Source organism: Stenotrophomonas sp. 71799_Sma (genome assembly GCF_056482505.1).
Genome location: NZ_CM151202.1, coordinates 2103489 through 2120503 on the forward strand (window position 1 = coordinate 2103489; position 17015 = coordinate 2120503).

The following is a 17015-nucleotide window of genomic DNA, read 5'->3' on the forward strand; positions in this document are numbered from 1 at the left end:
ATCTAGGTCGTTGGGGGAGGGCGCCGTCCCGGCGCCCGGGGGGAATCACTTCGGAGCGAGGCGGGTAGCGCCGTCCAGGCGGATGGTCTCGCCATTGAGGTAGGTGTTGCCGAGGATGAAGCCGACCAGGCTGGCGAAGTCTTCCGGCTTGCCCAGGCGCGACGGGAACGGGATCGACGCGGCCAGCGACTGCTGCACCGCCTCGGGCATGCCGTCGACCATCGGCGTCCAGAACACGCCTGGAGCAATCGTATTGACGCGGATGCCGAAGCGCGACAGTTCGCGCGCCATCGGCAGCGTCATCGACACCACGCCGCCCTTGCTGGCGGCATACGCGGCCTGGCCAATCTGGCCTTCATAGGCGGCGATGCTGGCGGTGTTGATGATCACGCCGCGCTCGCCGTCGGTGCCGGCCTCGTTGTGCTGCATGCGGTTGGCCGCGGCCTTTGCAACGTTGAAGCTGCCGACCAGGTTGACCATCACCGTGCCCTGGAAGCCGGCCAGCGGCATCGGGCCTTCCTTGCCCAGCACGCGGCCGGCGCCGAGGATGCCGGCGCAGTTCATCGCCACGTTCAGGCCGCCGAGGAAATCGTGGGCCTGGTCGATGGCTGCCGAGACGGCCGCTTCATCGCTGACGTTGACGTTGAAGTAGCGGGCCTTGTCGGTACCCAGATCGGCGACGGCGGAGGCGCCCTTGTCGTCGTTGAGGTCGAACAGGGCCACCTTGCCGCCCTGGGCGACGAGGTGCTGGGCCACGGCCAGGCCGAGGCCGGAGACGCCGCCGGTGATCACGGCACGTACGGAAGACAGCTGCATTGCACGGTCCTGCAGGTTCGAGAACCGCCGATTCTAACGGAAGCCGCGACCGCCGCTGTTGTGCACTGCGCCGCCGCTGCAGGGCGGCGCAGTGCGGCGGTCAGCCGGCGGCGGCCAGTGCCTGGCCGGTGCGGCTGGCAGTGGCGCGGCCGAGCAGGCTGGCCAGCCAGCGGCCGGTCTCGGCCAGTGCAGGCAGGTCCACGCCGCTGTCCAGGCCCAGGCCCTGCAGCAGGTAGACCACATCCTCGCTGGCGACATTGCCGCTGGCGCCCTTGGCATACGGGCAGCCACCGGCGCCAGACACCGCGCTGTCGACCACGCGCACGCCTTCTTCCAGGCAGGTGGCGATGTTGGCGATGGCCTGGCCATAGGTGTCGTGGAAGTGCACGGCCAGTGCGGCCATCGGAATCTCGGCGGCAACCGCCTGCAGCATCGCCCGTGCCTTGCGCGGGGTGCCGACGCCGATGGTGTCGCCCAGCGAGATTTCGTAACAGCCCATCTGGTGCAGGGCACGCGCCACCCGCACCACGTCGGCCAGTGGCACCTCGCCCTGGTAGGGGCAGCCGAGCACGGTGGAGACATAGCCGCGCACGCGCACGCCATCGGCGGCGGCGCGGCGCAGGATTGGCTCGAACCGGGCCAGCGATTCGTCGATGCCGGCATTGGTGTTGGTGCGGTTGAACGCTTCGGATGCTGCGGTGAACACCGCCACTTCCTCCACGCCCACCGCACGGGCGCGGTCGTAGCCCTGTTCGTTCGGTACCAGCACCGGGTAGTGGATGCCGGCCCGGCGCTGGATGCCGGCGTAGACCTCAGCGGCATCGGCCAGCTGCGGGATCCACTTCGGGCTGACGAAGCTGGTCGCCTCGATGCTGCGCAGGCCGGTGGCCGACAGGCGGTTGATCAGTTCGATCTTGTCCGCGGTGGACACCGACTGCTTTTCGTTCTGCAGCCCGTCACGCGGGCCGACTTCGACGATGCGGACGTAGTCGCTCATGCGGCCACCTCGCTGACGGGGCGATGGCAGACCACCTCGATGTTGTTGCCGTCGGGGTCGAGCACGAAGGCGCCGTAGTAGTCGGGGTGGTACCACGGGCGCAGGCCCGGCGCGCCGTTGTCGCGACCGCCGGCGGCGAGGGCAGCGGCATGGAAGGCGTCCACCTGGGTGCGGCTGGCGCAGGCGAAGGCCACGTGCACACCGTGGCTGGCGGTGCCGCCATTGCCGAGCCAGAAGAACGGCTTGCCCTCGCTGCCGAAGCCGATGTGGTCGTGCGCGCCGGTCTGTTCGGCGGTGACTTCCATCACCACGCCGATCTGCAGCGGCGCCAGCGCCTGCAGGAAGAAGGTCTTGCTGCGCGCCAGGTCGGCGCTGGTCAAACCAAGATGATCGAGCATGTTCAGGCTTCCGTGACCCAGTGGGGCGCGCGCTTGTCGAGGAAGGCGCCCAGGCCTTCCTGGCCCTCGGCGGACACCCGCAGGCGCGCGATCAGGGCGGCATTATCGCGATCCAGGGCATCGCGGTCATGGCTGTCACGCACCTGCCGCACCAGCTGCTTGGCGCTGGAAGAAGCGATCGGGCCGGCCTTGTCGAGCAGGGCCAGCTGGCGTTGCACGGCCTCGTCCAGGCGTTCCGGCTCGACCAGCAGGTGGACCAGGCCGATGCGCAGCGCAGTCTCGGCGTCGAAATGCTCGCCGGTGGCGAACCAGCGACGGGCCTGGCGCGGGCCGATGGCCTCGATCACGTAGGGCGAGATCACCGCCGGCAGCAGGCCGAGGCGGCTTTCGGTCAGGCCGAAGCGGGCCGCGGTGCTGGCGATGGCGATGTCGCAGCAGGCGACCAGGCCGACGCCGCCACCGAAGGCCGCGCCGTGGACCCGGGCCAGGGTCGGCTTGGGCAGCTCGTCCAGGGTGCGCATCAGCCGCGCCAGGGCCAGCGAGTCCTCGCGGTTGTCGGCCTCGCTGGCGGCGGCCATGCCACGCATCCACTGCATGTCGGCGCCGGCCGAGAAGGAGGCGCCGTGGCCGGCCACCACTACCGCGCGCACCGCGTCGTCGCGTCCGGCGGCTTCGAGGGCGGCGGTCAGCCGCGCTATCAAGCCGGCGTCAAAGGCATTGTGCAGCTCGGGCCGGTTCAGCCAGAGGGTGAGGACGGCGCCGCTGCGCTCGATCTGCAAAGCATCGTTCATGGGATTCCAGGGTCACTCCATACCTGTATGGATCATAGCGGGCCATTGGTCATGGGCCATGACGCGACGCGGGAATGTTAGAATCGAGAACCATTTACATCCAGCAGAGAATGCGCTAGATGACGCTGTCCGAACTGCCGCTGCACGCCTCGGCCGTGGTCGAGTCCGTGCAGGACCTCCATGCCAACGATGCCATCGCCCGTCGCCTGCGCGAGCTGGGTTTCGTGAAGGGCGAGGAAGTGCGCCTGGTGGCCAAGGGCCCGGTCGGTGGCGAGCCGCTGCTGGTGCAGGTCGGGTTCACCCGGTTTGCGCTGCGGATCAGTGAAGCCAAGCGCGTCGTGGTCGACGCCAACCGCCAGGAGCGTCGCGCATGACCGCTGCAACTTCTACCGCGCCCCTGCGCATTGCGCTGGTCGGTAACCCCAACAGTGGCAAGACCGCGCTGTTCAACCAGCTGACCGGCAGCCGGCAGAAGGTTGCCAACTACACCGGCGTCACCGTTGAGCGCAAGGAAGGCCGCCTGCGCGCGCCGTCCGGCCGCGAGTTCGCCGTACTCGACCTGCCCGGTGCCTACAGCCTGCACCCGGCCAGCCTGGACGAGGCGATCACCCGTGACCTGTGCCGGGGCTTCTACCCGGGCGAGGCTGCACCGGACGTGCTGCTGTGCGTGATCGACGCCACCAACCTGCGTCTGCACCTGCGCTTCGCGCTGGAACTGCGCGAGCTGGGCAAGCCGATGGTGGTTGCGCTGAACATGGTCGATGCGGCCCAGCGCCGTGGCATCCAGGTGGACGTGGCCGCGCTGGAGCGCGAGCTGGGCGTGCCGGTGGTGGAAACCGTGGCGGTGCGCAAGCAGGGCGCCAAGGCCCTGGTCGAGCGCCTCGATGCGATGGTGCCGCACCTGGATGCGCCGGTGCCGGGCCCGGAAGGTGGCATCGACTACCACGCCAAGGTGCGCGAGATCCTGTCAGTGGCCGTGCGCATGCCGGCACGGACCGCCAAAGTCGACGACGCGCTGGACCGCTGGCTGCTGCACCCGGTGTTCGGCCTGATCAGCCTGGCGGTGGTGATGTTCCTGATCTTCCAGGCGGTGTATGCCTGGGCGACACCGTTGATGGATGGCATCGAGGCCGGTTTCGCCTGGCTTGGTGCCTTCGTTGGCAGCGTGCTGCCGGAAGGCCCGTTGGCCAGCCTGCTGACTGACGGCATCATCGCCGGTGTGGGTGGCGTGGTGGTGTTCCTCCCGCAGATCCTGATCCTGTTCTTCTTCATCCTGGTGCTGGAGGAATCCGGCTACCTGCCGCGTGCGGCGTTCCTGCTCGACCGCATGATGGCCGCCGCCGGCCTGTCTGGTCGCTCGTTCATCCCGCTGCTGTCCAGCTTCGCCTGCGCGGTGCCGGGCATCATGTCCACGCGCAGCATCCAGGACCCGCGTGACCGCCTGGCCACGATCCTGGTGGCGCCGCTGATGACCTGCTCGGCGCGCCTGCCGGTGTATGCACTGCTGATTGGCGCTTTCATCCCGCAGAAGACGGTGTGGGGCGTGTTCAACCAGCAGGGCCTGGTGCTGTTCGGCCTGTATGCGGCTGGCATTCTCAGTGCGCTGGCGATGTCGTGGATCATGAAGAAGTGGCGCCGCGACAAGAGCGAGCACCCGCTGATGCTGGAGCTGCCGTCGTACCGCCTGCCGCACCTGCGCGACCTGGCGGTGGGCCTGTATGAGCGCGGCATGATCTTCCTCAAGCGTGTCGGCGGCATCATCCTGGCGCTGACCATCCTGCTGTGGGTGCTGCTGTCGTTCCCGGCGGCTCCGGCCGGCGCCACCATGCCGGCCATCGATTACAGCTATGCGGGCCAGATCGGCCATGCGATGGCGGTGTTCTTCGCGCCGCTGGGCTTCAACTGGCAGATCTGCATTGCGCTGATTCCGGGCCTGGCCGCGCGCGAAGTGGCGGTGTCCTCGCTGGCGACCGTGTACGCGCTGTCCGCAGCCGATGACGATGCCGCCAGCCAGGCGCTGACCCCGCTGATCAGCGATGGCTGGTCGCTGGCCACCGCACTGTCGCTGCTGGTCTGGTACATCTATGCCCCGATGTGCATCTCGACGCTGGCCACCATCAAGCGCGAGACCAACTCGTGGAAGCAGATGGGCTTCGCTGCGTTCTACCTGTTCGCGGCGGCCTACGTGGCGGCGCTGATCACCTACCAGGTGACCAAGGCACTGGGAGGCGGCTGATGGATACCGGCCTGCTGCTGCAGTACCTGATCATCGCGGTGGCCGTGCTGGTCAGTGCCTGGGTGGTGCTGAAGAAGCAGTTCCCCGGCACCGTGCGCAGGCTGCGCGGGGCGCTGGCGCTGGCCCTGCTGAAGCCGGGCCGCGCTGCCTGGCTGCAGGCGCTGGGGCGGAAAATCGCGCCGCCGGCGACGGGCGGTGGTGGTGCCTGTGGCGGTTGCGACAGCTGCGGGCCGACTCCGCCGAAGCAGCACTGACGCTGCTTTTCCTGCCCTGGTGGGTGCGAACCTTGGTTCGCACGCTTGCGGGCTTCATCCACGCATGGCGTGGATCTACTGTGGGTTTTCCGCCACGCATGGCCGCCACGCATGGCGTGGATCTACCGGACCTCGGCTGGATTCAAACCTCTCTACGGATGATCGCGCGGAAACTTCCGTCCTGATTCAATCGCCGCACCGACTCCCTGTTTCCATGGGTTGTCGCGAAGCCCGCCACGTCGGCAAGGGCATCGAGCAGCAGGCATTTCATCCCATCGCGATTGCCGGCCTCCAGCAGATCATCCAGATCCTGCTGGATAAAAGCCCGGCGCAGGCCGGGCGTCTCTTCGATCCGCCAGTCGACATGAGGCGTGGGAATGCTGGAGCGGTATCTGAAGGCGGTTTCAAGGTCGTCAGGCGCGAGGGGATACGCGAGCAGTTCTGGAAAGTAGAGCCCGGCATTCACATAGAAGCCCCGGCTTTCGCTGGCGCGTTGGTGATTGACGACAAGCAGGGCGGCATCCAGCAAGCGGTAGCGGGTCGTCGACGTGCCGGAAAAGCCGGTCTTCCTGGCGCACTTGCTGAAGACAGTCGAGGATTTCATGGGCTTTGCCTGGGCCGTAAGAAGTGCCTACAGCCTTGAGGCGCGGTGCCTGGCGGTCAATTGGCAAACGCGACACATGGAATGTGGCCGGCATTTCATCCACGCATGGCGTGGATCTACCTGGCGCGTGAACCCAGCTCTGCTGCCAACGCCAGCCACTTGCTGCGTTGTGCTGGGGTACTGCTGCGCACCGCACCGAGACGGCTGACCCGCACCGGGCGGATGCCGCAGAATTCCAGAATGGTGGCGCGGATCTGGGTGATGCCCGGGTCGCGGTAGATCCAGCGGTAGTACCAGGGCGGCGTATCCAGCGTGGTGATCACCCGCGCGCTGCGCGCGGCCAGCAGCCGGTCCCACCACACCGAATCGCGCCGGTAGCGGAAGGCGTACCCCGGCAGCAGCACACGATCGAAAAAGCCCTTCAGCAGCGCCGGCATCGCACCCCACCAGGTTGGGTAGACCAGCACCAGGTGATCGCAGGCCTCGATCGCATCGGCGGCGTCCTGCAGATCGGCTTCCAGTGGCTGGATCTGGCGATAGCCATGGCGCAGCACGGGATCGAACTCAAGGTCGCCCAGTGCGATCAGTCGCACCCGATGACCGGCGTTCTCGGCGGCCGTGGCATAGCGCTGGGCGAGGGCGCCGCACAGGCTGTCGCGGTCGGGATGGCCGAGCAGGATCAGGATGGAACGGGACACGGCAACCTCGGGCAATGGAAAGTGCGCGAGGCTGCGGTCTGCCCCAAGGGCAGAGTCAAGCCTGGGTCGTGCAGCCGCTGGGTTCCAGCACGCAGTCATTGCTGCCGGAGAGCAGCCACTGCTGCAGTTCGTCGCTGACCTGCTGCAGGTCGAGCTCGACCTGCGCCAGCCGTGCCCGCTCGCTGGCAATGCGGCTGCGCTGCTGCTCAAGCAGGGCCAGCACTGCCTGCCAGTCGAGCCGCCCGTCGCGGCCCTGCAGGCGCGAGATTGCCGCCAGCGTGATACCCAGCCCCAGCGCCTGGCGGATCAGCTGCACCCAGGCCACGTCCTGTTCGCTGTAGTCGCGGTAGCGGTTCAGTCGTGGCACCGGCGGCAGCAGGCCGCGCGCCTCGTACAGTCGGATGGCCTTGGCGCTGGCACCGGTCAGGCGGCTGACCTCGGAGATGCGCATCGGCTCAGTCCCGCACCAGTCCGCCATCCACCACCAGGTTCTGGCCGGTCACCGCGCGTGACCACGGGCTGGCGAAGAACAGCGCGGCATCGGCGAATTCGGTCGGGGTGGTGACGCTGCGCAGTGGGGTGTTGGCGGCGATGTAGTCGAATACTGCTTCCGGCGTGGCGGAACTGGCATCGGTGGTGCGCAGCAGGCCGCCGGACAGCATGTTGACGGTGATGCCATGCGGGCCGAGGTCGCCGGCCAGGGTGCGGGTCAGCGACAGCAGCGCGGCCTTGGCAGCGGTGTAGTCGTGATAGGGCACCACCGGGTTCTGGAACAGATTGGTGCCGATGTTGATGACGCGACCGAAACGGCGGGCCTGCATCCCGGGCAGGGCGGCCTGCACGGTGTTCAGTGCGCCACGCACGCTGCCCTCGAACTGCGCCTGGAAGGCCGGCCAGCCGATTTCCGCGGCGCCGTCGCGGGCATCGCCATTGAACGAGAAAGCGGCCAGCGCGTTGTTGACCACGGTGGTGACACCTTGGCCGAAGTGGGCCAGCGCGTGCTGCAGCATCGCATCGACCTGGGCGCGGTCGGTGACGTCGGCCGGCAGCGCGATCGCCTGTCCGCCCAGCTCAGTGGCCAGCGTACGTGCGGCGGCTTCGCTGCGGTGGTAATTGATGATGACGCGGGCGCCCTGGGTGGCGAAGGCGCGGGCGATGTGCTTGCCAAGGCCGCGGCCGGCGCCGGTGACCAGCACCAGCTGTTCGCTGATCTGCATGAAGGAGCTGCCATCCATTGCATGAAAGGGCATGCAGCGTAGCAGCGATGGCGCTTGCCGGAGCGGGCGTGCTGCCGCTAGCCTGCGGGCATGAACCAGACTCCCCTGCGATTGCTCATTCACGGTGCCTCCGGGCGCATGGGCCAGGCCCTGCTGCGGCTGGCCGCCGAACATCCCGAAACCCTGCAGATCGTGGCTGCGGTAACCGGCCGTGCGCCGACCCAGCGCGTGGTCGACGGCGTGCCGTTCTTCGGCGCCAGCGAACTGCCTGGCGCGCCGGTGTTCGATGTGGCGATCGACTTCAGCCTGCCGGAGGGCTTCGACCCGATGCTGGCGCTGTGCGTGGAGCGGGGTGCGGGCCTGGTCTCGGGCACTACTGGCATCTCCAGCACACAGCGGCAGGCGCTGGAGGCCGCGGCGGCGTCCATCCCGCTGGTCTGGGCGTCGAATTTCAGCCTGGGCGTGGCGGTACTGGACGAGCTGGTCGAGCGCGCGGCGCAGGCGCTGGCCGGCTGGGACTGTGACATCGTCGAGTCGCACCACACGCAGAAGAAGGACGCGCCGTCGGGCACCGCGCTGACCCTGGGCGCGGCCGCGCAGCGGGGCGGGGCGGAGCCGCATTACGCCAGCCTGCGTGCCGGTGACATCGTCGGCGAGCATCTGGTGCAGTTCACCGGCCTGGGTGAGCGCATCGAGCTGGTGCACCGGGCCACCAACCGCGACATCTTCGCCCGCGGCGCCCTGTTTGCCGCCCGCCAGCTGCAGGGCCGCGCCCCGGGCAGCTACCGGGTGCGGGACCTGCTGCAGTAAGGCGGTAGTGCCGGCCGCTGGCCGGCAGCTTGCGGGCGCCCGAAGGCGTGGGGATTGCCGGCCAGCGGCCGGCACTACCAGGCGCCTGATGATATGCAGATTGCCGGCCAGCGGCTGGCACGATCTGGCGGCGGACCCCGCATACGCCGCCGGATTGAAATGAATGCGCAATCGCCTGTTCATGAAGTGCGATAACCGCTGGCGCGAGCGCCCCGGCAGCGCTACAATTCGCACTCGCCGAATCACGAAAGCCGGACCGGTCCCAGACCGCACGTCCGCGCTTTTTTGCAACCGGATTTCCGTGAAGCGCAGGCGTGACTTCGGCAGCCCCCTCGGTAGCCAAAGTGAGATTCCCGTGACCCAAGCCGCAATCCTCGTCCTCGAAGACGGCACCGTATTCGAGGGCGAATCCGTAGGCGCGCCCGGCCTGTCCGTCGGTGAGGTGGTGTTCAACACCGCCATGACCGGCTACCAGGAAGTGCTGACCGACCCGTCCTACGCCCGGCAGATGGTCACGCTGACCTATCCGCATATCGGTAACACCGGCATGACCGACCAGGACAATGAAGCGTCCAAGGTGTGGTCGGCCGGCCTGATCGTGCGCGATGTTCCCCGCCGTCCCAGCAACTGGCGCAGCCAGGTGTCGCTGCAGGACTGGCTGATCCAGCGTGGCGTGGTCGCCATCGCCGGCATCGACACCCGCAAGCTGACCCGCATCCTGCGCGAGAAGGGCGCGCAGAACGGTGCGTTGATGGCCGGTGACATCGACGTGGAAAAGGCACTGGAAGCCGCCCGCAAGTTCCCGGGGCTGAAGGGCATGGATCTGGCCAAGGTCGTCACTACCGAGAAGACCTACACCTGGACCGAGGGCCAGCTGGACCTGGATGCCAACGCCTTCGTCAGCGTGCCGGCCAAGTACAAGGTCGTGGCCTACGATTTCGGCGTGAAGACCAACATCCTGCGCATGCTGGCCGAGCGTGGCTGCGAAGTGACCGTGGTGCCGGCACAGACCCCGGCCGCCGAAGTGCTGGCGCTGAAGCCGGACGGCGTGTTCCTGTCCAATGGCCCGGGTGACCCGGAACCGTGCGACTACGCCATCGAAGCGATCAAGACCTTCATCGAGGTGAAGATCCCGACCTTCGGCATCTGCCTGGGCCACCAGCTGCTGGGCCTGGCCTCGGGCGCGCAGACCATGAAGATGGGCCACGGCCACCACGGTGCCAACCACCCGGTGCAGGACCTGGACAGCGGCCGGGTGATGATCACCTCGCAGAACCACGGCTTCGCGATCGATGAAGCGACCCTGCCGCCGACCCTGCGCGTGACCCACCGTTCGCTGTTCGACGGCACCAACCAGGGCGTGGCCCGCACCGACGTGCCGGCGTTCTCGTTCCAGGGCCACCCGGAAGCGTCGCCGGGCCCGACCGATGTCGGTCCGCTGTTCGACCGCTTCGTGGTGCTGATGGAGCAGGCCAAGGCGTGATCAGTACGCCGCCGGCCCGCCGGTGGCGTCGCGATGGACCGTAAACCCCGCATCGCTGCTGCCGCTGGCGCGGTGCTGCGGATCAAGATTCCTGATCGACAGCGTGCGATCACCCCCCTTGTCACGCTGTACTGACTTAGAGAAGAAAATGCCCAAGCGCACTGACCTCAAGACCATCCTCATCATCGGTGCTGGCCCGATCGTCATCGGCCAGGCCTGCGAGTTCGACTACTCCGGCGCCCAGGCCTGCAAGGCCCTGCGTGACGAGGGTTACCGCGTGGTGCTGGTCAACAGCAACCCGGCCACGATCATGACCGACCCGGAGATGGCCGACGCCGTCTACATCGAGCCGATCAACTGGCAGACGGTCGAGAAGATCATCGCCAAGGAAAAGCCCGATGCGCTGCTGCCGACCATGGGTGGCCAGACCGCGCTGAACTGCGCGCTGGACCTGGCCGACAACGGCGTACTGGAGAAGTACAACGTCGAGCTGATCGGCGCCAAACGCGAAGCGATCCGCATGGCCGAAGACCGCGAGCTGTTCCGCGTCGCCATGGGTGAGATCGGCCTGGAATGCCCGACCGCCGCCGTCGCCCACACCCTGGACGAAGCGCTGGAGATCCAGACCCGCGTCGGTTACCCGACCATCATCCGCCCCAGCTTCACCCTGGGCGGCAGCGGTGGCGGCATCGCCTACAACCGCGAAGAGCTGGTCGAGATCGTCAGCCGCGGCCTGGAACTGTCGCCGACCACCGAAGTGCTGGTGGAAGAGTCGGTGCTGGGCTGGAAGGAGTTCGAGATGGAAGTGGTCCGCGATACCGCGGACAACTGCATCATCGTCTGCTCGATCGAGAACCTGGACCCGATGGGCGTGCACACCGGTGACTCGATCACCGTGGCCCCGGCGCAGACCCTGACCGACAAGGAATACCAGCGCCTGCGCGACGCCTCCATCGCCGTGCTGCGCAAGATCGGCGTCGATACCGGTGGCTCGAACGTGCAGTTCGGCATCAACCCGAAGACCGGCCGCGTGGTCGTCATCGAGATGAACCCGCGCGTGTCGCGTTCTTCGGCGCTGGCCTCCAAGGCCACCGGCTTCCCGATCGCCAAGGTCGCCGCCAAGCTGGCCGTGGGTTACACCCTGGACGAACTGAAGAACGAAATCACCGGTGGCCTGACCCCGGCCTCGTTCGAGCCGTCGATCGACTACGTCGTCACCAAGATCCCGCGTTTCGCTTTCGAGAAGTTCCCGGCTGCCGACGCCCGCCTGACCACCCAGATGAAGTCGGTGGGCGAGGTGATGGCGATGGGCCGTACCTTCCAGGAGTCGGTGCAGAAGGCGCTGCGTGGCCTGGAAACCGGCAAGGTCGGCTTCGACCCGACCGGCCTGGACCTGAGCAATGAAGAAGACCTGCAGACCCTGCGCCGCGAGCTGAAGGCCCCGGGCCCGGAGCGCCTGTTCTTCGTCGCCGATGCGTTCCGTGCCGGCATGAGCGTGGAAGAGATCTACGCACTGTCGTTCATCGATCACTGGTTCCTGGACCAGATCGAGGAAATCATCGCGGCCGAAGCCGACGTCGCTGCCGGTGGCATCGACGCGCTGGACGCCGCCCGCCTGCGCAAGCTGAAGCGCGCTGGCTTCTCCGACGCGCGCCTGGCGCAGCTGACCGGCACCAACGAAGCCGCCATCCGCGCGCTGCGTCGTGCGCACAAGGTGCGCCCGGTCTACAAGCGCGTGGATTCCTGCGCCGGTGAGTTCTCCACCGGCACCGCCTACCTGTACTCGACCTACGAGGACGAGTGCGAGGCCGCGCCGAGCAACCGCGACAAGATCATGATCCTGGGTGGTGGCCCGAACCGCATCGGCCAGGGCATCGAGTTCGACTACTGCTGCGTGCACGCGGCACTGGCGCTGCGCGAGGATGGCTATGAAACCATCATGGTCAACTGCAACCCGGAAACCGTGTCGACCGACTACGACACCTCCGACCGCCTGTACTTCGAACCGCTGACCCTGGAAGACGTGCTGGAAATCGTCGAACTGGAACAGCCGAAGGGCGTGATCGTGCAGTACGGCGGCCAGACCCCGCTGAAGCTGGCGCGCGCGCTGGAAGCCAACGGCGTGCCGGTGATCGGCACCAGCCCGGACTCCATCGACCTGGCTGAAGACCGTGAGCGCTTCCAGCAGCTGGTCGACAAGCTGGGCCTGAAGCAGCCGCCGAACCGCATCGCCCGCAACGACCAGGAAGCCCTGCTGCTGGCCCGCGAGATCGGCTACCCGCTGGTGGTGCGCCCGAGCTACGTGCTGGGCGGCCGTGCGATGGAAATCGTCTACGGCGAAGCCGACCTGGCCCGCTACGTGCGCGACGCGGTGAAGGTGTCCAACGATTCGCCGGTGCTGCTGGACCGCTTCCTCGACAATGCCGTGGAGTGCGATGTCGACATCATTGCCGATGCCCAGGGCAACGTCCTGATCGGCGGCGTGATGGAGCACATCGAAGAAGCCGGCGTGCACTCGGGCGATTCCTCGTGCTCGCTGCCGCCGTACTCGCTGTCGGCTGAAACCCAGGCCGAGCTGCGTCGCCAGGTGGTGGAACTGGCCAAGGCCCTGAACGTGGTCGGCCTGATGAACACCCAGTTCGCGATCCAGACCAGCGATGAAGGTGCCGACACCATCTACCTGCTGGAAGTGAACCCGCGTGCCTCGCGCACCGTGCCGTTCGTGTCCAAGGCCACCGGCATGCCGCTGGCCAAGATCGCCGCCCGCTGCATGGCCGGCAAGACCCTGGCCGAGCAGGGCGCGACCAAGGAAATCGTGCCGGACTACTACTCGGTGAAGGAGGCGATCTTCCCGTTCGCCAAGTTCCAGGGCGTCGACCCGATCCTCGGGCCGGAGATGCGCTCCACCGGTGAGGTGATGGGCGTCGGCCGCACCTTCAACGCTGCCTTCGCGCGTGCGCAGGAGGCCGGTGGCATCAAGGCACCGCCGGTCGGCAAGGCCTTCGTCTCGGTCCGCGATCCGGACAAGAAGCGCGTTCTGCCGGTGGCCAAGGCGCTGCTGGCGCGTGGCTACAGCCTGGTCGCCACCCGTGGCACCGCCGCGTGGCTGCAGCAGCACGGCATGGACTGCGAGATCATCAACAAGGTGGTCGAAGGCCGTCCGCACATCGTCGACTCGATCAAGAACGGCGAGATCGTCTACATCGTCAACACGACCGAAGGTCGTTCGGCGATCAACGACTCGTTCTCGATCCGTCGCGAGGCGCTGCAGCATCGCGTCACCTACTCGACCACCATTGCCGGCGCCAAGGCGCTGGTGGATTCACTGGAATTCCGCGGCACCGGCCCCGTCTGGTCGCTGCAGGAGCTGCACAAGGAGTTGAATGCATGAGAGCCCCCATCACGATGAAGGGCGCGCAGAAGCTGCGCGACGAACTGGATCACCTGAAGTCGGTCAAGCGCCCGAAGGTCATTGCGGCCATCGCCGAAGCGCGTGAGCATGGCGACCTGAAGGAAAATGCCGAGTACCACGCCGCGCGCGAGGAGCAGGGCTTCATCGAAGGCCGCATCAAGCAGCTGGAAGGCGAGCTGTCGCACGCCGAGATCATCGACGTGAGCAAGCTCAATGCCGGCTCGAAGGTGGTGTTCGGCGCCAGCGTGACCCTGGCCGACGTGGAAACCGACGAAGAGAAGAAGTACCAGATCGTCGGTGACCTGGAAGCGGACATCAAGCTGGGCCTGATCGCCATCTCTTCGCCGGTGGCGCGCGCGATGATCGGCAAGCTGGAAGGCGATTCGATCGTGATCGACGCCCCGGCAGGCCAGCGCGAGTACGAGATCGTCAGCGTCAGCTACGTGGACTGACCCGGTGGCAACGGCGACCCTGCTGTTGCCCGCGCGCAGCCGCTTTGCCGCGGCTGCGCTGCCTGATGACGTGGCGCGTGCCCTGGGCCGCGCCAACGCCTCGCAGTTCGAAGCCGGCGAGCGGGCACAGCTGCAGCGCCATTTCACGGTCGCTGCGCCGCACTGGCCGGTGGCCGCACTGAGCCGCCAGCGTGACGTCGGCGATGCTGCCGGCGCGTGCTGGCTGCGTGCCGATCCGGCCTGCATGGTGCCGGACATGCACGGCGCGCGGATGATGGCCTACGGCGAAACGTTGCGGCCGACGCTGGCCGACTGCCTGGCCCTGCTGCCGGTGCTGCAGCCCTTGTTCGCCGATGCCGGGTTCGTGCTCGACGCGCCCGACCCCTCGCGCTGGTACCTGCGGCTTCCGATCGACCTGGCCCTGCCGGACTTCGACAGTCCGGACGAGGTGCTGGGCGATGACCTGTTCTCGCACCTGCCGGAAGGCGAGGGCGGTCGCCGCTGGCGGGCGCTCATGACCGAAGCGCAGGTGCTGCTGCACAACCATTCCTGGAACCAGCAGCGCGCCGCGCAGGGACAACAGCCGATCAATTCGCTGTGGTTCTGGGGCGGTGGCGTGATGCCAGTGTCGGTCAGCACGGCGCATGCGCAGGTGCGCAGTCGTGATGCCCTGCTGCAGGGCCTGGCTCTGGCGGCGGGCGTGGCCGTGGATGGCGAGCAGGCGGTGGATGCACTGGTCGACCTGCGCCAGCTGCGCTCCCTGCAGCAGCTCGGCAATGATGCGATCCGGCCACTGCTGGCCGCGCTGAAACGCGGCGAGCTGCAGCGACTGGTGCTGGATTTCGAGGATGGCCTGCAGTTCCAGCTGGATCGTGGCCAGCGCTGGCAGTTCTGGAAAAAGCCGCGGCAGCTTCACGATTGAGCGGGATCGGATCCGTTTTCCATCGGAAAACGGCTCTGACCCTGGACGTTTGCCGGGGTTGCCGGCCAGCGGCCGGCACTACCGCAGGAGCCGGGCGCAATCCCGCCAGCCTCTCCCACGCGCGGTATCATCCCTCTGTCTTTCGTAACCGGCGATGCCGATGTCCCTTGCCGCCGATGCCGTGCAGCCCTCCTCTGATACGCCGACGATCCGCCGCCGCGATGCGGTTGCGCCCGCCAACTGGCCGGAGGGCACTCTGCCGTTGCTGGCGCGGCTCTACGCCAGTCGCGGTGCCGGTACCCCGGAGCTGGCGCTGCCGAAGCTGGGCAGCCTGCATGCGCCCGAGCTGCTGACCGGCATCGACGATGCAGTAGGCCTGCTGGTCGAGGCCATCGCCAACGACAAGCGCATCCTGGTGGTCGGCGATTTCGACTGCGATGGTGCTACCGCCTGTGCGGTCGGTGTGCGTGGCCTGCGCATGCTCGGCGCGCAGCATGTCTTCCACGCGGTGCCGAACCGCATGGTGCACGGCTATGGCCTGTCACCTTCACTGGTGGAGGAGTTGGCCGAGCTGCAGCCGGATCTGCTGGTCACGGTCGACCACGGCATTGCCTGCCACGCGGGTGTCATCGCGGCCAAGGCGCGTGGCTGGCAGGTGCTGGTCACCGATCATCATCTTCCCGGTCCGCAGCTGCCGCCTGCCGATGTCATCGTCGATCCGAATCTGGACGGCGATGCCTTCCCCAGCAAGTCGTTGGCCGGTGTCGGCGTGATCTTCTACGTGCTGATGGCGCTGCGCCGGCAGATGCGCGAGGCCGGCGTCTTTGCCGATGGCAAGGGGCCGGACCTGACCACGCTGCTGGACCTGGTGGCGGTGGGCACCGTTGCCGACCTGGTGGCACTGGATCCGAACAACCGTGCGCTGGTCAGTGCGGGCCTACGCCGTCTACGCGCAGGGCAGGGCTGTGTCGGCCTGCGTGCGCTGATCGAAGCCAGTGGCCGTGATGCCGCGCGACTGACCGCCACCGATATCGGCTTCGCACTCGGCCCGCGCCTGAACGCGGCGGGCCGGCTGGAAGACATGGCGCTGGGCATCGCGCTGCTGCTGACCGAAGACCCGCGCCAGGCGCGCGAGATCGCGCAGACGCTGGAGCAGATCAATTCGGAACGGCGCGCCGTGCAGCAGTCGATGACTGACGACGCCGAGCAGGCGTTGACCCGCGTGGTGCTGGACATGGCCGGCCAGCGACCGGTGGCGGCCTGCCTGTTCGACGCCGATTGGCACCCGGGCGTGGTCGGCCTGGTCGCGTCGAAGATGAAGGATCGCCTGCATCGCCCGGTGATCGCCTTCGCGCCTGCAGAACCCGGTGCCGACACGCTGCGTGGCTCGGCGCGCTCGATTCCCGGCCTGCACATCCGTGACGCACTGGCGCTGGTCGATGCGCGGCATCCGGGTCTGATCGAACGTTTCGGTGGTCACGCCATGGCGGCCGGCCTCAGCCTGCGGCTGGATCACGTCGATGACTTCAAGGCGGCCTTCGTGGCTGTCGTGCTGGAAATGCTCGACCCCGCAGCATTGCAGCAGCAGGTTCTCAGCGACGGCGAACTGGCCGCAGACGAGCTCGACCATCGCCACGCCGATGCGTTGCGCCTGGCTGGACCGTGGGGCCAGGGCTTCCCCGAGCCGCTGTTCGATGGCCACTTCGAAGTGGCCAACTGGCGCGTGTTGAAAGAGCGCCACCTGAAGCTGGAACTGCGCCTGCCCGGTGTACCCGGCACGATCAACGCGATCCATTTCGGCGGCTGGCACGGCAACGCACCCGGCCGTCATGTGCATCTGGCCTATCGACTGGCCTGCGACGACTATCGCGGCGGCAGCGCCATCCAACTGATCGTCGAGCACTGCCTGCCTGCTTGAGAAAAAG

17 protein-coding genes are annotated in these 17015 nt (G+C 67.5%); 9 read left to right on the top strand and 8 right to left on the bottom strand.

The features are described 5' to 3' along the window. Positions 1–45: 45 nt before the first annotated feature. The 4 genes from ACZK4Z_RS09805 to ACZK4Z_RS09820 all read right to left on the bottom strand — a co-directional run bounded on the left by ACZK4Z_RS09805 (position 46) and on the right by ACZK4Z_RS09820 (position 3002). Positions 46–816 carry an SDR family oxidoreductase gene (locus tag ACZK4Z_RS09805; protein ID WP_075674580.1) on the bottom strand — a complete coding sequence of 257 codons (771 nt, stop codon included), beginning with the start codon at positions 814–816 and terminating at the stop codon, positions 46–48. A 100-nt stretch (positions 817–916) separates the two neighbouring features. Further along, positions 917–1813 carry a hydroxymethylglutaryl-CoA lyase gene (locus ACZK4Z_RS09810; protein ID WP_125895386.1) on the bottom strand — a complete coding sequence of 299 codons (897 nt, stop codon included), beginning with the start codon at positions 1811–1813 and terminating at the stop codon, positions 917–919. Next, positions 1810–2211 (bottom strand): VOC family protein, encoded by a 402-nt coding sequence (locus tag ACZK4Z_RS09815; protein ID WP_180837625.1) that lies wholly within the window; start codon positions 2209–2211, stop codon positions 1810–1812. The genes ACZK4Z_RS09810 and ACZK4Z_RS09815 overlap by 4 nt, the downstream gene beginning before the upstream one ends. A 2-nt stretch (positions 2212–2213) precedes the next feature. Then, positions 2214–3002 (bottom strand): enoyl-CoA hydratase-related protein, encoded by a 789-nt coding sequence (locus ACZK4Z_RS09820; RefSeq protein WP_478451498.1) that lies wholly within the window; start codon positions 3000–3002, stop codon positions 2214–2216. A 119-nt stretch (positions 3003–3121) separates the two neighbouring features. Here ACZK4Z_RS09820 and ACZK4Z_RS09825 point away from each other — a divergent pair, with 119 nt between their 5' ends. Genes ACZK4Z_RS09825 through ACZK4Z_RS09835 form a run of 3 tightly spaced genes read left to right on the top strand, consistent with a single transcriptional unit; the run spans position 3122 to position 5492 of the window. Continuing rightward, positions 3122–3376 (top strand): FeoA family protein, encoded by a 255-nt coding sequence (locus ACZK4Z_RS09825; RefSeq protein ID WP_032128790.1) that lies wholly within the window; start codon positions 3122–3124, stop codon positions 3374–3376. Beyond that, a complete protein-coding gene (gene feoB, locus ACZK4Z_RS09830) occupies positions 3373–5238 on the top strand; it encodes a ferrous iron transporter B (RefSeq protein WP_478451499.1) in 1866 nt (621 codons plus the stop codon). Before ACZK4Z_RS09825 ends, feoB begins: the two co-directional genes overlap by 4 nt. Further along, positions 5238–5492: a DUF6587 family protein gene (locus ACZK4Z_RS09835; protein ID WP_253144509.1), complete on the top strand. Its 255-nt coding sequence runs from the start codon at positions 5238–5240 to the stop codon at positions 5490–5492. Before feoB ends, ACZK4Z_RS09835 begins: the two co-directional genes overlap by 1 nt. Before the next feature lie 142 nt (positions 5493–5634). On the opposite strand, the gene ACZK4Z_RS09840 is transcribed toward ACZK4Z_RS09835, so the two are convergent. The 4 genes from ACZK4Z_RS09840 to ACZK4Z_RS09855 form a co-directional block, all read right to left on the bottom strand. After that, a complete protein-coding gene (locus ACZK4Z_RS09840) occupies positions 5635–6096 on the bottom strand; it encodes a DUF4304 domain-containing protein (protein ID WP_346485290.1) in 462 nt (153 codons plus the stop codon). A gap of 116 nt (positions 6097–6212) precedes the next feature. Then, positions 6213–6794 (bottom strand): NAD(P)H-dependent oxidoreductase, encoded by a 582-nt coding sequence (locus ACZK4Z_RS09845; protein ID WP_293796857.1) that lies wholly within the window; start codon positions 6792–6794, stop codon positions 6213–6215. Positions 6795–6849: 55 nt separating this feature from the next. Further along, the gene (locus ACZK4Z_RS09850) at positions 6850–7245 is read right to left on the bottom strand and encodes a MerR family transcriptional regulator (protein ID WP_121503177.1); all 396 of its coding nucleotides are present in this window, start codon (positions 7243–7245) and stop codon (positions 6850–6852) included. A 4-nt stretch (positions 7246–7249) separates the two neighbouring features. Next, the gene (locus tag ACZK4Z_RS09855) at positions 7250–8011 is read right to left on the bottom strand and encodes a 3-oxoacyl-ACP reductase (protein ID WP_478451500.1); all 762 of its coding nucleotides are present in this window, start codon (positions 8009–8011) and stop codon (positions 7250–7252) included. A 138-nt stretch (positions 8012–8149) separates the two neighbouring features. Here ACZK4Z_RS09855 and ACZK4Z_RS09860 point away from each other — a divergent pair, with 138 nt between their 5' ends. The 6 genes from ACZK4Z_RS09860 to recJ all read left to right on the top strand — a co-directional run bounded on the left by ACZK4Z_RS09860 (position 8150) and on the right by recJ (position 17008). Beyond that, positions 8150–8821 carry a 4-hydroxy-tetrahydrodipicolinate reductase gene (locus ACZK4Z_RS09860; protein WP_240792142.1) on the top strand — a complete coding sequence of 224 codons (672 nt, stop codon included), beginning with the start codon at positions 8150–8152 and terminating at the stop codon, positions 8819–8821. Positions 8822–9176: 355 nt separating this feature from the next. After that, positions 9177–10304, top strand: a complete 1128-nt coding sequence (gene carA / locus ACZK4Z_RS09865) for a glutamine-hydrolyzing carbamoyl-phosphate synthase small subunit (RefSeq protein ID WP_478451501.1) — start codon at positions 9177–9179, stop codon at positions 10302–10304. A 148-nt stretch (positions 10305–10452) separates the two neighbouring features. After that, positions 10453–13695: a carbamoyl-phosphate synthase large subunit gene (carB, locus tag ACZK4Z_RS09870; protein ID WP_071229307.1), complete on the top strand. Its 3243-nt coding sequence runs from the start codon at positions 10453–10455 to the stop codon at positions 13693–13695. A gap of 8 nt (positions 13696–13703) precedes the next feature. Further along, positions 13704–14168: a transcription elongation factor GreA gene (gene greA / locus ACZK4Z_RS09875; RefSeq protein ID WP_026347191.1), complete on the top strand. Its 465-nt coding sequence runs from the start codon at positions 13704–13706 to the stop codon at positions 14166–14168. Positions 14169–14172: 4 nt separating this feature from the next. Further along, the gene (locus tag ACZK4Z_RS09880; RefSeq protein ID WP_189719519.1) at positions 14173–15090 is read left to right on the top strand and encodes a phosphoglycerate mutase; all 918 of its coding nucleotides are present in this window, start codon (positions 14173–14175) and stop codon (positions 15088–15090) included. 160 nt (positions 15091–15250) lie between these two features. Beyond that, a complete protein-coding gene (gene recJ, locus ACZK4Z_RS09885; protein ID WP_478451502.1) occupies positions 15251–17008 on the top strand; it encodes a single-stranded-DNA-specific exonuclease RecJ in 1758 nt (585 codons plus the stop codon). The last annotated feature ends 7 nt before the right edge of the window (positions 17009–17015 follow it).